Source organism: Terrimonas ginsenosidimutans (assembly GCF_022012415.1).
Taxonomy (GTDB): Bacteria; Bacteroidota; Bacteroidia; order Chitinophagales; family Chitinophagaceae; genus Terrimonas_A; species Terrimonas_A ginsenosidimutans.
This window is the reverse complement of record NZ_JAKLTR010000020.1, coordinates 98,437-112,039: the sequence shown is the minus strand read 5'-3', so window position 1 is coordinate 112,039 and position 13,603 is coordinate 98,437. Positions and strand designations below refer to the sequence as shown.

General features: G+C 46.2%; 9 protein-coding genes. 2 read left to right on the top strand and 7 right to left on the bottom strand.

Annotated features, from left to right (window positions below; genetic code table 11):
* Window positions 1-256 precede the first annotated feature (256 nt).
* Window positions 257-1,846: a sensor histidine kinase gene (locus LZZ85_RS24150; protein WP_237876147.1), complete on the bottom strand. Its 1,590-nt coding sequence runs from the start codon at window positions 1,844-1,846 to the stop codon at window positions 257-259.
* A 157-nt stretch (window positions 1,847-2,003) separates the two neighbouring features.
* On the opposite strand from LZZ85_RS24150, the gene LZZ85_RS24145 reads away from it, so the two are divergent.
* Window positions 2,004-2,372, top strand: coding sequence for a response regulator (locus tag LZZ85_RS24145; RefSeq protein WP_237876145.1), 369 nt, complete (start codon window positions 2,004-2,006; stop codon window positions 2,370-2,372).
* Here the strand turns inward: LZZ85_RS24145 and LZZ85_RS28525 are convergent.
* Window positions 2,369-2,491 (bottom strand): hypothetical protein, encoded by a 123-nt coding sequence (locus tag LZZ85_RS28525; protein WP_255724244.1) that lies wholly within the window; start codon window positions 2,489-2,491, stop codon window positions 2,369-2,371. The two genes, LZZ85_RS24145 and LZZ85_RS28525, sit on opposite strands and share 4 nt — an antisense overlap.
* A gap of 3 nt (window positions 2,492-2,494) precedes the next feature.
* Here LZZ85_RS28525 and LZZ85_RS24140 point away from each other — a divergent pair, with 3 nt between their 5' ends.
* Window positions 2,495-3,475 carry an ABC transporter ATP-binding protein gene (locus tag LZZ85_RS24140; RefSeq protein WP_237876143.1) on the top strand — a complete coding sequence of 327 codons (981 nt, stop codon included), beginning with the start codon at window positions 2,495-2,497 and terminating at the stop codon, window positions 3,473-3,475.
* A gap of 74 nt (window positions 3,476-3,549) precedes the next feature.
* Here LZZ85_RS24140 and LZZ85_RS24135 read toward each other — a convergent pair whose 3' ends face one another.
* The 5 genes from LZZ85_RS24135 to LZZ85_RS24115 form a co-directional block, all read right to left on the bottom strand.
* A complete protein-coding gene (locus LZZ85_RS24135; RefSeq protein WP_237876142.1) occupies window positions 3,550-4,095 on the bottom strand; it encodes an RNA 2'-phosphotransferase in 546 nt (181 codons plus the stop codon).
* Between the two features lie 63 nt (window positions 4,096-4,158).
* Window positions 4,159-6,306: a glycoside hydrolase family 97 protein gene (locus tag LZZ85_RS24130; protein ID WP_237876140.1), complete on the bottom strand. Its 2,148-nt coding sequence runs from the start codon at window positions 6,304-6,306 to the stop codon at window positions 4,159-4,161.
* A 17-nt stretch (window positions 6,307-6,323) separates the two neighbouring features.
* Window positions 6,324-7,991: an endo-1,3-alpha-glucanase family glycosylhydrolase gene (locus LZZ85_RS24125; RefSeq protein WP_237876138.1), complete on the bottom strand. Its 1,668-nt coding sequence runs from the start codon at window positions 7,989-7,991 to the stop codon at window positions 6,324-6,326.
* A gap of 141 nt (window positions 7,992-8,132) precedes the next feature.
* A complete protein-coding gene (locus LZZ85_RS24120) occupies window positions 8,133-9,944 on the bottom strand; it encodes a RagB/SusD family nutrient uptake outer membrane protein (RefSeq protein WP_237876135.1) in 1,812 nt (603 codons plus the stop codon).
* A gap of 23 nt (window positions 9,945-9,967) precedes the next feature.
* On the bottom strand, window positions 9,968-13,054 hold the full coding sequence (locus tag LZZ85_RS24115) for a SusC/RagA family TonB-linked outer membrane protein (RefSeq protein ID WP_237876133.1): 3,087 nt from the start codon (window positions 13,052-13,054) through the stop codon (window positions 9,968-9,970).
* Between the last annotated feature and the right edge of the window lie 549 nt (window positions 13,055-13,603).

Genomic DNA, 13,603 nt, shown 5'->3' with positions numbered 1-13,603 from the left:
TCCGCCGCGTATCGCCGCGCCCGCCGCGTTACTTATACACCAGCCAAACCTTAAGTTGACGTGTATTGAGGTACGCCGTGCCTGTTAAACTAAACGAAATTGATATTAAAGTAGGAGAGCCGGGTGAGCTGCCTGTTTTAAAAAGGCAGACATCCTGGAAAAACAGCATTACGGGAAGCGGATGCGTACTAGTAATAGCGGTGATCTTGCTGGGCGTGCCGGCGTTTCTATACGCAGTTTTTATGATGCTGAGAGGTTAACTGTTGAGATACCGGGGACGTTCGACCGGAAAACGGATATGAAAAGAGGATCCTTTTCCCTGTTCACTTTCTGCCCAGATCTTTCCCAGGTGTCCTTCAATGATCTCTTTCGAAATATAAAGACCAAGCCCCATGCCTTTGGGTGTTTTTTTGCCGGAAGAAACCCGGTAGTACTGGTTAAAGATACTGGTGAGATGTTCTTTTGAAATTCCTTCGCCTTCATCACTGACGCTGATCTGCACTTCATCGCCCATGAGGAGTGCAGAAACAGTGATGCGCGTTTCCGCTGGTGAATATTTCACTGCATTGGAGAGCAGGTTTACCAATACCTGCGTGATCTTTTGCTGGTCAGCAAACAATTCCACATCCTCCGATGGGTGATCAAGTTCGATCATGTGATCGGTGAAATCAACTGATTCAATACTTTCAACCAGGATCTCTTTCAGGCTTGACTTGTTGAAATGGAGATCAAGCTTGCCTGCCTGTATCTTGGAGATATCCAGCAGGTCTGCAATGATGCCTTCAAGCCTTGCCAATTGTTTGGAGACCTTCGGCAGGATCTCTTTCGCCGATATTTCGGATGCTTCCGCAAGCTGAAGATATCCTTTGATCGTTGTAAGCGGCGTCTTTAGTTCATGGCTGGCAAAGCCGATGAAAGTATCTTTCTTATTGCTTAAGATATTAACTTCTTCATACAACTTTGCATTGTCCAGTGCGATCGCCGCCTGTGATGCAATAGACGCAACAAGAGTCTCATGTTCTTCATTGAAGACCCCAGCTTCCGGATGTCCGAAAAAAAGTCCGCCGATGGGAAGCCCTCCTTGTGACAGAACGGGAACGGCCAGGTAACTCACCACGGGCAGATGTCCCTGGGGCATTCCCTGGTGCGGCGCGTTCTTCCCATACCTGGGATCTTTAGTGATATCGTCTGAGCGAACAATACCTTCGCCTTCAAAAGTAGCTTTGAATACGGCGGTATTTCTCGGCATACCAAATTTGTCAAAATCTTCCCGCTTTGCACCAGACAGGGCATATAAGGTATAAGCTTCGCCTTTAGAATCAGTTTTATTATAAAAGAATGCTCCAAATGCTGCTCCGGCGATCAGTGTGGTGGCATCGGTAACCTTCTGAAGAATGGTACTGACATCAAGTTGAGCAGAGATCACTTTACCGATAGAGTGCATCAGTTGAAGGCGTTCTTCGTATTGTTTTTGCTGCGTAATGTCACGGGCGATCTTTGACGCACCAACGATCTGTCCCTGTCCATTTTTGATCGGGGAGACTGAGATGGCAACATGGATCAGCTTCCCGTTCTTGGCTCTACGGACAGTTTCAAAGTGTTCCACCCGCTCTCCCTTCTTCAGCTTCGAGATGATCATCGCTTCCTCTTGGTGCCTGTCCTGGGGAATGATAATGTAGATCAATTGCCCCAAAGCGTCATTTTCCGTATAACCGAACATCCGTTCGGCAGACCTGTTCCAACTGGTGATGCGGCCGTCAAGATTCTTGCTGATAATCGCATCTTCAGAATTCTCAATAATGGCTGCAAGCATAGCCTGCTTTTCATCAAGGTTTTCGATATGCATGCGGATTTCTTTGATTTTCCGGGACTTCTTAAATATTACCCAAATTTAGGTAAACCAATGCCCATTCGTTTCCCAGATGTCCGATATTAATTTTTGGCTGTGATTTTGTAGCCAATAGAATAACAACGCTGAGAAGAACTGAATAAACATAACCGAAATGCTCAAAGTGCTGGTATTAGATGACGACCTTGATCTGTTGGAGATGGTGACACTGGTACTGCGAACCCATGGAATGGAGGTGGTCAGTGTGAACGATCATACTGAATTTTTCCCGGTGCTAAATCGGTATCGTCCGGATCTTATTATACTCGACATATATCTTCAGGAGGCAGACGGACGTGAACTTTGCCGCGAAATGAAGGCAATGGATCAGTTCAGCAAGGTTCCTGTACTGCTTTACTCAGCAGGGCATATATCGGCTGCGTCTATCGAAGACTGCCATGCAAACGGATTTCTTCAAAAACCTTTTGATATTTCCAACCTTCTCAAACGAATCAATGAACAGGTGCCCGGGAGGGTCGGCTAGCAGTGATCCTGTAAATACCGCTCGTAAGCTGTCTTCGCTACATAATTCCGGAATTTCCGGAATATCGTATGAATGATCTTTTGTTGATCATCTGACCAGGTTTCACAGTACTTTCGCACAGTATGGATTTTTTGAAAGTTACGGGCATCAGCAAAAAGGAGAATGATTATACAGTGATCAACGGCATTGATCTGACTGTTCCTTTGCATCACCAGGTGGCCATCGCCGGCGAAACCGGTTCCGGAAAAAGCACTTTGCTGAAGATAATCTCAGGTTTTGCCCAGGCAGATCAGGGAGAGGTGAGGTTTGAAGGGGTAAGGGTAAAAGGGCTTTGGGAGAAACTGATCCCCGGTCATCCCGGCATTGCTTATCTATCCCAGCAATATGAACTACCCAATAATATGTGGGTGCATGAAGTGCTGGAATACGCAGACGATCTTCCTCCCGGCGAAGCATCTTTGCTCTACAGAACCTGCAGAATTGATCATTTGCTGAAAAGACGCACCAATCAATTATCTGGTGGAGAAAAACAACGCATCGCGCTTGCGCGGCTTCTTACGAAAAGCCCTAAGCTGCTTTTGCTGGATGAACCTTTTTCCAATCTCGACCCGATCCATAAAAATATCCTGAAGAATGTGATCAAAGATATCGGCGAAAAACTGGGAACCACCTGCATGCTTGCATCCCATGATCCTATGGATACACTTTCCTGGGCTGATGAGATCGTAGTGATACAAGCCGGAAGGATCGTACAGAAGGGATCTCCCCTCGAAGTTTACCGACAACCTTCAGATGCCTATGTTGCCGGTTTATTTGGTTCTTTCAACCTGATCCCCGCAGCGAAGGGAACCCAGCTCCGCCAGCTATCCGGCGTTCAGGAAGAAAAGACTATTTTCTTTCGCCCAGAAGATGTTAGAATCGTGAGCGCCGGCGCTGATACGATAGATGCTACCGTCGAGGCGATTGCCTTCATGGGCGCTTATGACGAACTTACCTTGCGGGCAGATACTTTCACATTCACTGCGCGGGCAATGCATCATGGAGTGAAAGCGGGCGATGTGATCGCCGTATCGTTTGATACAGATCAGTTCTGGTATTGGTAGGATCGCCGGTAAGCTGACCTTATCTTTTTTATACACCCGAGACCCATCGTCAATATTGAACAATTTATCACTGTTCATAACGGAAGGCCGAGGTATACTGCAGGTACTTCATCCGTCAGCCACACATTATTTGCCGATAAATAAAAGGTAAATCCATCTTTCTGCATTTGCCCTGCATTTACCTGGAGCACGACCGGTCTGCCATGGCGGGCACCAACATTTTTTGCCGTATCTGTGTTATCACTCAAATGAACATGCTGCCGGTTTTGTTTTTTCAAACCGGATGCAAGAATACTTTCCAGGTTCTTCTCTGCGGTCCCGTGAAAAAGAAGGGCAGGAGGTTCGCAGGCTTTGATGTCAAGATCGATTTCAATACTATGTCCCTGGCTGGCCCGGATCTGTGTTTTGTCATTATTAAAAGCAAAGCGCTTCTTGTTGTTGCTATCTACTATTTCTTCCAGTAATTCCATTGAAACGGGAGAGCCGTTTGCATGCAGCTTCGCCAGAAGTTCGGTCACGGAAGCCCAGCCGTTCTGATCAAGTGTTAAACCGATCTGTTCAGGTTTATGACGCAGAACGAGGCTTAGAAATTTGCTTATATTTTTTGTGTTGTCGCTCATTGGTGTTCAATAAAAGAACACCAATGATACGGTTTTTGGAGTAAACCAATATTGAAGCAGTTCCTATTTATATTTTCTGATCTTTTTCAGATCGTCACTCATGTTGATGGGTCGTATACTGATAGCAGCTCCTCCACCTTCCGCCAGTTTGATCTTTAGCAGGTTGCTGGCATCCACCCGGAATGTTTCGATCGTATAAGCTTCGGGGTTATTTTTCCAGTTAGCATCTGTTGCGTCACGATAGATAGTGGCAATGTAGACTAAATTCTTGTCGAGAAAGTTTAGCGGCACAGTAGCTGTTCTGCTATGCTCATCCGTCACTGCTCCAATGAACCAGTTTGGCTTTTGTTTTTCTTTCCGTGCGATGGTGATATAGTCACCGGGTTCTGCTTCGATGATCTTTGTGTCATCCCAGTCAACTGCGACGTCTTTGATAAATTGAAATGCATCAGGTTTTGCTTCATAGTTTTCCGGAAGGTCAGCCACCATTTGCACGGGGCTGTAAATGGTCACGTACAGTGCCAGCTGCTTTGCGAGTGTTGAATGCATCTGCCGCCCGGGTGCACCGTCCGCATAATTCCTGAGTTTGAAGATTCCGGGAGTGTAATCCATCGGTCCGCCCATCAACCGTGTAAAGGGCAGAATGGTTTCATGTTCAGGCGCACTTCCCGTGCTGAAGGCATTATATTCATTTCCACGCCCTGCTTCTGATGCCATAAAATTGGGATAGGTACGGTGAAGGCCTGTCGGTCTCGGCGGCTCATGAGCGTCGATCGTTACCCTGTGCTGCATTCCTTTTTGCAGAACTCTTTCATAGTGGTTTACCATCCATTGCCCGTCATGATATTCTCCCCGAGGAATGATCTTTCCGACATAACCGGTTTTTACGGAAGGGTAGCCAAACTGGTTCATAAACCGGAAAGCCGTGTCCAGTTGCCGTTCATAGTTAGTAGCCGACCCTGAGGTTTCATTATGCATGATCATGCTGATGCCTTTTTGTTTTGCATACGAAGTGATGGCGTTAACATCAAAGTCGGGGTAGGGGGTTACAAAATCAAAAACGTTTTCTTTCCAGTTGCCGAACCAGTCTTCCCAGCCGGTATTCCATCCTTCCACCAGCACACCCTGCATTCCGTTAGCTGCTGCAAAATCGATGTACCGGTTTACATTTGCGGTGTTAGCTCCATGGCGCCCATTAGGGATCAGTTGTTTTTTACTGTCAGTGCTGTCCGCATAATCTGAATAGCTCCAGGTGCTTTTACCAGTCTGGTATTCCCACCATACGCCAACAAACTTCATTGGTTTGATCCAGGACGTATTTTCAGCTTTGGAGGGTTCATTCAGGTTAAGAATGGTTCTGGAAGCAAGGATGTCTGCTGCTTTATCACTTACCAGCACCGTCCGCCAGGGCGTTTGCGCAGGTGCGTGGAGGTAAGCTTTATTGTTATATGTGTCGGGCACCAGCCGGGCAGACAACTGATAATTGGTTTTATTGACATGCAATTGCATGGCAGGATAGTTCAGCAGTGCGGCTTCATGAATGTTGATGTATAATCCGTCGGCGGATTTCATCATCAGCGGTGTTTGAACAGCAAAAGGGTCAGGAACCGTTTTAACAGCGATATCTGTTGCTGCTGCAACAACAGGCCGGTTATCGATCGCACTGAGTTTGCCTGTCGTGTACCGGTACTCATTGCTGTCGAAATCACCAGGGATCCAGAAAGCCGTGTGGTCTCCGGCCAGGTTAAATTCCGTCAACTCTTCTTTCACTACAAAGTATTTCAAAGAAGATTGTTTGGGAAATTCATACTTGAACCCCAAACCATCTGCAAAGGCACGGAAAATAATAGTGAGAAGTTTACCGTTTTTGTGCTTCAGGTGTATTGTTAGCTCTTCATAGTTGTTCCTGATGTTTTTTTCTTCCCCCCATACCGGCTGCCAGGTTCCGTCAGCCTGCCTCTGTTCAACAGACACAAGATGGAAGTCTTTATAAAAACTGCTGTCTGTATCAATTGAAAAACCCAACTGTGATTCTTTGATCACGTCCCTGTCTTTAAATAGAACACTATACCTGGGTGATCCCTGATCATCCAGCCGGAATTTAAGCTGAACGTTGTCTTTTTTAATTGATTGCGTCTGCTGGGCACTGGCTGACAAACTCCAAATGAAAAAGTATACAAGGGTGATGATCTGTAGTGCGTTTATTTTCATATCCGGGAATCGTTTTTCTATTGAGCAGGATTAGTAGATTTATAATATTGGAGATGATTTTCCGGTATTGTTGGATTGTATTCCGTCGATTGGGGAAGTTTGTCCGTGCCGAAAAGATTTCGCAATGTGTTCAGGGATTCTGTGCTGAACGAGTAGGTGAGCCTGTCTGTGCGATACGGCTGTTTGGTGATCCATTCAGGGCAGTTCAGTTGCCGGATCGTTTTGTTGTTCCGGGTAAGGGTTATCAGTACAGCGCCTGCTTCGCCTGCAAACCTAGTTACATGAAGCCCTGCCGGTGCCGGCTTGGTGCTATTTTTCAGGTTGATCTCACCGTTTTCTTTGAGGATCGTAACAACTTCAATTGAATCCTCTACATTCAGATCGATGCCCCGTTTTTCTATTTCAACAACAGGGATATTAAAAGGAGAGGGTTTGTCATTTTGATGATATTTTTTATAAAAAGCGATGATCACATCTTTGTCTGTGACAAGTGACGATCCGTTCTTCCATTTTTCTTTATAGTGATTGAGTAAAATGGAAAAGCCATCATTATGATTGATTTCAGGAGCAAGATGATGCCCTTCGGGATAATCATTCCAGGTGATGATATTGAATAAGGGAACATCTTGCTGAATACCAAATTCCCATTGTTTACGGAAATTATACGAAAGTCCTGTTGCGATGTATTTTCGTTCTGTTTTGCTGATCCCTGCTATTGCGGCATCGGCAGCGAAATGAAACATATCCCAGGTGCCTTTTTTTAGCAGCTTTGAGGTATAGAAGCCGGAGAACGCGGAGCCGGTGAACGTGCGCTTTCTTTTTTTACATTGTTTTGCTACCATGTTCCCGATATACTTTTCAGTGTAAGGAAGTGTCCACAACCAGACGGCGGGAAAGTAGTCCAGGTATTGATCCAGTTTTTGTTGCGAGATCTGCTCATTGATCGAAATGATACAGGCGAATTTCTCCTGTGTGATCTTTTCCAGTTTATTGTAGGCATTGGCGATGTAATAGGCAGCTGATTTGCCCTTAAGGTCTTCGGGGATATCTGCGAGACTCTCTCCGTACCAGGTGTATAAAATCAGCCGACCGTCGGGTGTTCGGAGCCAGTGCGGATCATCATGTCCGGCTTCGTCCATGATCTTTTTAATGCGATGACCGAATGCATCCACCCGGAGATCTTCGGTGCCTCCGGAGGGATGTGAAATGCAGAACGTGAATTTGAAATCGATATTCTTCTTTTTTGCAACCCGCAGGTAAGCGCGGATGATCTCATCCCAACTATCATTGCCGAGTGTATAATAAAATTGAAATCCGTCGATCCCGCTTTGCTTTGCCGCTTTCATTTCAAACTCCACTGCTTCATCCAGCGATGCTTCCGCCAGGAATGAATCGGACAATGGTATCACCTGCGTTAGGCCACCCAGCGATGCGCTTATATTTCCATAAGGAGGATAGAATTCAGGATTACAGCTGTCTTCCATCTTATGCCCTTTGTACCGGATGATATTGGTCATACAATGAGCGATCACGAGTTTCTTACCGGTAACCGGCAAACTGAGCTCATCCCTGTTCTTCAACATGTCTTTTCCTGTACGGTCAGTGGCAGGGAGTGGAGAATCTCCGCAAACCAGAAAAAGGATCACCACAGACAGGATGCCTGTGCGATATATGAGATTGTACATGCAAGATGTTGTGTTATACCAATTAGAAGATCAAACGTAAAAAATAGAAAAGTGGCTGATCGTAGCGAATATATCAGATCGCGAAGCTTTTTTACTTTTTACGTTTGATTTTTTAATTAAGCGGGTTGTTTCAATTAGTTATCAGTATCCCGGGTTTTGCTGACCAGTCAGTTGTGCGTTGGTACTCATTTCACTAAAAGGAATAGGGAAGGAATACGAACGGGCTTCCGACCATTGGGATGCGCCGCCTGTTGGTAGCAACACATTGAAGTAAGCTGCTTCACCTGCGCCAATGCGCCATCTGCCAACATCAAACCACCAATGACCTTCGGCGAATAATTCTGCATAACGTTCATATCGCAAAGGATTGTTGGCAAGATTTGCATCAGTTGCCTTCGTTGCTGCGGTAAGGCTGGTATAGTCGATAGGTGATGCAGTGTTCACCGGGTAGTCATACGCGCGGCGTTTTACTTTGTTGATGTACTCAAGTGCTGTAGGGTTATCTCCTGAATTCATACAGGCTTCTGCATAAAGCAGGTAGACATCTGCCAGCCGAAGAATGTACAGGTTTGATGCGTCAGCTGCGTTGTATGCGTGCACGTTGTCATCGATCGTCTGATATTTCTTGAAACTCCATCCCTGGAAGAACTGCCTGATCCCGCCCCCGATATTGGAACATTTGGCAACAGGTCTTAGCACGCCGCCCATTTTGACTGTATCCACCCAAGGTTGCAATGCATTTACGTACAGTCTTGGGTCAACCGTTTTGTTCGCCCGCATAGCTTTTGATGCATTCATCGTAACCGGGTCCATTACCTGTGGAGTATTGGTTGGGCTTGCCGGCACTGCCGGGTTGTAGTTAGGGTTTGCAACCAGCGTATAGATCGGGAGGTTGAATCCAAATCTCAGCAGATTTTTATCATGTACAAATTCATTCGAGTAACCCAGTGTATTGTCGCCGCCATCTTCCGTGCCACCCGTGCCAACGCAACTGGGTGCCCAAATCACTCCCTGCGTTGTTGTAAGGTTCTTGTTCGGGAAGTCTCCGAATATTCCATAGCCTGCTGCAACACGGTCCACATTGATCTCAAATAATGATTCTTCATTGAATTCATTTGCGGCGTTGCCATTGAATGCGTCTTTGTATTTTGCAAATGGCATCAATGTTTTTCCGCTGCCATTGATCACTTCCAAAAGTGTGGTCTTTGCATTCGGCCAGTCCTGTGTGAATACATACGCCTTTCCTAACAATGCTTTTGCTGACCACTTACTCGCGCGTCCTTTGCTTGATCCGCTCCAGACAGCACCATCAAGCAGCGAAGCGGACTGCTTCAGATCATTGATGATGAAATCCCATACCTCGCGGACAGTTTTCCTTCCTTGTTGTGTTTCGGCAAGCGTCTTTGGGATTTCTGTATAGATAGGTACCCCCAGTTTGTCACCACCCTGGCCATTCCGGATATATGTTTCTCCAAAGAAACATTCGAGCAGGAAGTAATAGTATGCGCGCAGGAAATAAGCTTCTCCACGCATGTAGTTGACCATCTGCTGTTCTGATGGTGCCATAAAGTTCTTCTCATAGAAAGTTGCTCTTTCCAGGAAGGCATTGGTTTGTTTTACACCTACATAAAGGCCTCTCCAGAGATCCTGGGCATTACCGTTAGATACGCTCAGTTTATTGAAGGCGAGTTCTGTCCATCCTGCATCGCCGCCGTATGCGAGGTCAGCCGCATGTTCGCTGTTGACGAATATTTTGCAATTCAGCTGAAACCCTGCCAGCTCTGATGAACGGTAGTTTCCGTAAGCAGCACCGAGAATACCAGTGAGGTCAGCAAGACTTTTCGGGTATTCCCCGCTGCTGTATTTGTCTTTTTGAGAAATATCTTTCGGGTCTTTCGAGCATCCGATGATACAAATGGATGCTATCGTTATAATGATGAGTTTTTTAAACATGGGATTCAGTTTGAAGTCAGCAATTAAAAACTAAGGTCAAGTCCGATTGAATAAATGCGTGCATTGGGATATCTCCACGGAGCATCGATGCCCCTCGTATTCACACCGCCGTTCAGGTTGATGTTCTGGCTTCCCAATTCCGGATCGATACCGCTGTATTTGGTGATCACGAACAGGTTATTGGACATGAAGTATAATCGTGCATTCTGAATAGCTGCTTTCTTCAGCCAGTTGCCGGAGAAGTTGTAGCCAAGCTGGAGGTTTTTAAGTTTCAGGTAACTGCCGCTTTCCACAAAATAGCTGCTGGCGTAAGAGTAGTTATGGTTAGGATCTGCTGTAAAGGAGTTCCCGTTCACTACACCGATACGCGGTTGATCTGTTAAACCATTCTCGCCAAGAAATGATGCGTTGAATACTTTTGATGTGGTGTTTCCGTCGCTGAACAGGGACATTGCATACGGGGCAACGCCATTGAATATATCCACACCTGCCACTCCATTGAACAATAAGGCGAGGTCAAATCCTTTCCAGTTGAGGTTGATATTTGCACCATAGACAAATTTGGGATAGGGGTTGCCGATCACCGTACGGTCCTGGTCATTGATCTTTCCGTCTTTGTTCATGTCAGCATAGATCAGATCTCCGATGTTCGCGGTATAACCATCCTGCTGCGGGTGTCCTGCAATTTCTTCAGCACTTTTATAGATCCCTTCTACTTTATAACCATAGAACTGTCCGAATGCTGCACCAGCTTTTGTATAGGTAAGCGGCTGATTTACCATGATGCCAAAGGTGGCATTACCATAATTATTATCACCCCCGAGGATCGGGTTGTCATTGATGTTATCAAGGTTCAGCACTTTGTTCTTATTGAAAGCCCCATTCACACTTACTGAATAGCTGAAGTCTTTTGTAGTGTTTTTATATCCTGCAACAAATTCCCATCCGCGGTTTCTGACAGAGCCGATATTCGTTTTGAAAATACCTCCCGGCATACCCACGCTTGGCGGAATAGGCAGACCATAGAGCATGTCTTTAGTTGTTTTATTATACCAGTCGAGACTGAAGAATAGTTTTCCATTCAGCACTTCGCCATCGAGACCGATATTGGTTTCGTACATGCTCTCCCATTTGATATTCGGGTTGGCAATATTGTTTTGGGAGTAGTTGAGCGTCGGACTTCCTCCGGGGTTGAAATTCTGCGCATTGGCATAATCATAGGCAGACAGGAACAGGTAAGGTTCGATATTACTGTTACCCAGCACGCCATAGCTGCCGCGTAATTTCAGGAGATTAAAGGAGGGTAATGCTGATTTGATGAAAGGTTCTTCGCTGAGTCTCCAGCCGACGGATCCGGCCGGGAATACGCCATACTGATTACCCGGACCGAATACAGTGAAATTTCCGTCGCGACGGATTGAGAAGGTTCCAAAGTATTTCTTTCCGAAATCATAATTCACCCTGCCGAACATTGATTTGACCAGTCCATTCGGATCGTAGCCGCCATTGCTAAGGTTTAGCACAGACTCGGATGTGACGAGATAGGCGTAGGATGAACTTCCAACAAAGGTCGAGCTTGAAATGATGCCGTTGAATACAGAAGAGAACTGTTCATACCCGGCCAGGGCATTGATGGTATGTTTGCCATAAGTATGATCAAAGGAAAGCGTGTAGTTATAGAACGTTGTTCTTGTGGAGCCGGTCCTTTTAGATAAACTATTGGCGGGAACAGAGACCGGACCGGTGCTGTATGAAGCCTGGTAATAATTATCTTCTTCGTTATAGTATGTATACCCAAGATTGGTCCTGAATGTCAGGTATAGTGGCAGCTTGATCTCCGCGAATACATTTCCCTGGAAATTGCTTTGTTTGAAATCTTTATCCGCTGTCATGATCTGTGCAACGAGGTTGGGTCCGACGAATCCGGGAGGTTGTTGCCCCCATGGATTTTCAGGTCTGCCGCTATATACAGGCATGATCGGAACAGAACGGAAAGGCGGACTGATCGGAGAGATGGCAATCGGCGCAGTTGTACGCTGCCATGCATAGATCTGTTCGCCTACCTTGATGTTATTGCTGAGTTTGATATCGGTATTGACACGTGCTCCGGCCAGAGAAGATTTGTTATCGAGATAAACGCCTTTCTGGTTATTATAGAAGCCGGACACAAAATAATTTACAGCGGGAGAGGAGCCTGATACTGAAAGATTGTAGTTGGATTCCGTGCCGTTGCGGAAGATCTCATCCACCCAGTCCGTATCAGGAAGCGTGTCGATCTGCTGGCGGCCGACATAGTTCCCATCCAGTGTAAGCTGTTTGATCTTTACAAAGTCATCACGTCCCAGTAATTTCATCACGCGTGGGGTTGTGAGTCCGTAACGGGCGTTAAAGTTTACTACAGGCTTTCCTCCGGTTCCTTTTTTGGTGGTGATGATGATCACTCCACCGGCGGCGGCAGATCCATAGATGGACGCTGCGCTCGCATCTTTCATGATATCGATCGTGGCAATATCCTGAACGTTGATGTTATCACCAGACTGACGGATCCCGTCAACAATATAAAGAGGCTGAGGCTGATTAAGACTGGATACGCCGCGGATCGTGATCTGCGTTGGTGCGCCAGGCTCACCTGTCGACTTGATGACCTCAACGCCGGCAACCCTTCCCTGGAGCGCTTCTGCAACGTTGGTGACGGGCAGGTTTTTGATCGCGTCACCTTTTACCGAACCGATCGCTCCCGTAACATCTTTCTTGCGCTGTGTGCCATAGCCGACAACTACCACTTCATCCAGAGCACCTTTTGTTCCCGGTTGTAAGGTAATGTTGAAAGAGGTCTCTGATCCGGTAGTCACTTCCTGGTCGGCATAGCCAACATAGGAAACGATCAGCGCCTTTACATCGGTGCCGACAGTGATCCGGAAGGCGCCCAGGTCGTCTGTTGTAACACCGGCCGATTGACCTTTTGCCATTACAGACGCACCCTGCAGGGGAGTTCCGCCATCGGATCTGACCACCCCGGTAATGGTTTTATTCTGGGCATGCACCCATTGCTGGCATAGCAGCAACAGTAAACCCATAAGAGACTGGAACAGCAATCGCTTTCTGATCATAGAACAGTTGTTTTGAGGTTTGAAAAGGTTTGAAAGGATGATTGCCTGGAGTAAAAGCCGGGCTGGCTGAGTGAGGAATAAACAGGTTTCCGGGCATTTTGTACGCCACGGAGCAGGGCAAAAATTGACCGGACCGACTTCATATGCAAGCAATTATTTTGATTGGAAATGGTCGGGAACAGGTTGACCAGTTTCTGAATCAAAACAAAAAAAATGAGAAGGGTAGAACAAGTTTTATGCTGGCACTATAGAAAATATTAGATGTTTACGATACTGCGCAATTTTATATAATCTGATTATCAGATAGTTGAATTTATATTTAAATAAATTATATATAATGCCTGTGTACCTGTATTGGTCTTAGATCTCGGCTATTCAATGATGCCAGAAAGGCCACATCTTATGTCTTACGCGTGAAAATGAACCCGGGTAGTAACCCGGTTTTGCGGGAAGAAGCACTGGCGGAGCATTCTCTTCTTTAGGCGCTCCTGATCCGGTCTTAGTCTAAGCTTCGCTCAGCCTTTGTCCAATGACCGTCCGTGCATGTAC

Coding starts and splice junctions, on each gene's coding strand:
- LZZ85_RS24150 (WP_237876147.1), bottom strand. CDS start 1,846: ATGCATATCGAAAACCTTGATGAAAAGCAGGCTATGCTTGCAGCCATT.
- LZZ85_RS24145 (WP_237876145.1), top strand. CDS start 2,004: ATGCTCAAAGTGCTGGTATTAGATGACGACCTTGATCTGTTGGAGATG.
- LZZ85_RS24140 (WP_237876143.1), top strand. CDS start 2,495: ATGGATTTTTTGAAAGTTACGGGCATCAGCAAAAAGGAGAATGATTAT.
- LZZ85_RS24135 (WP_237876142.1), bottom strand. CDS start 4,095: ATGAGCGACAACACAAAAAATATAAGCAAATTTCTAAGCCTCGTTCTG.
- LZZ85_RS24130 (WP_237876140.1), bottom strand. CDS start 6,306: ATGAAAATAAACGCACTACAGATCATCACCCTTGTATACTTTTTCATT.
- LZZ85_RS24125 (WP_237876138.1), bottom strand. CDS start 7,991: ATGTACAATCTCATATATCGCACAGGCATCCTGTCTGTGGTGATCCTT.
- LZZ85_RS24120 (WP_237876135.1), bottom strand. CDS start 9,944: ATGTTTAAAAAACTCATCATTATAACGATAGCATCCATTTGTATCATC.
- LZZ85_RS24115 (WP_237876133.1), bottom strand. CDS start 13,054: ATGATCAGAAAGCGATTGCTGTTCCAGTCTCTTATGGGTTTACTGTTG.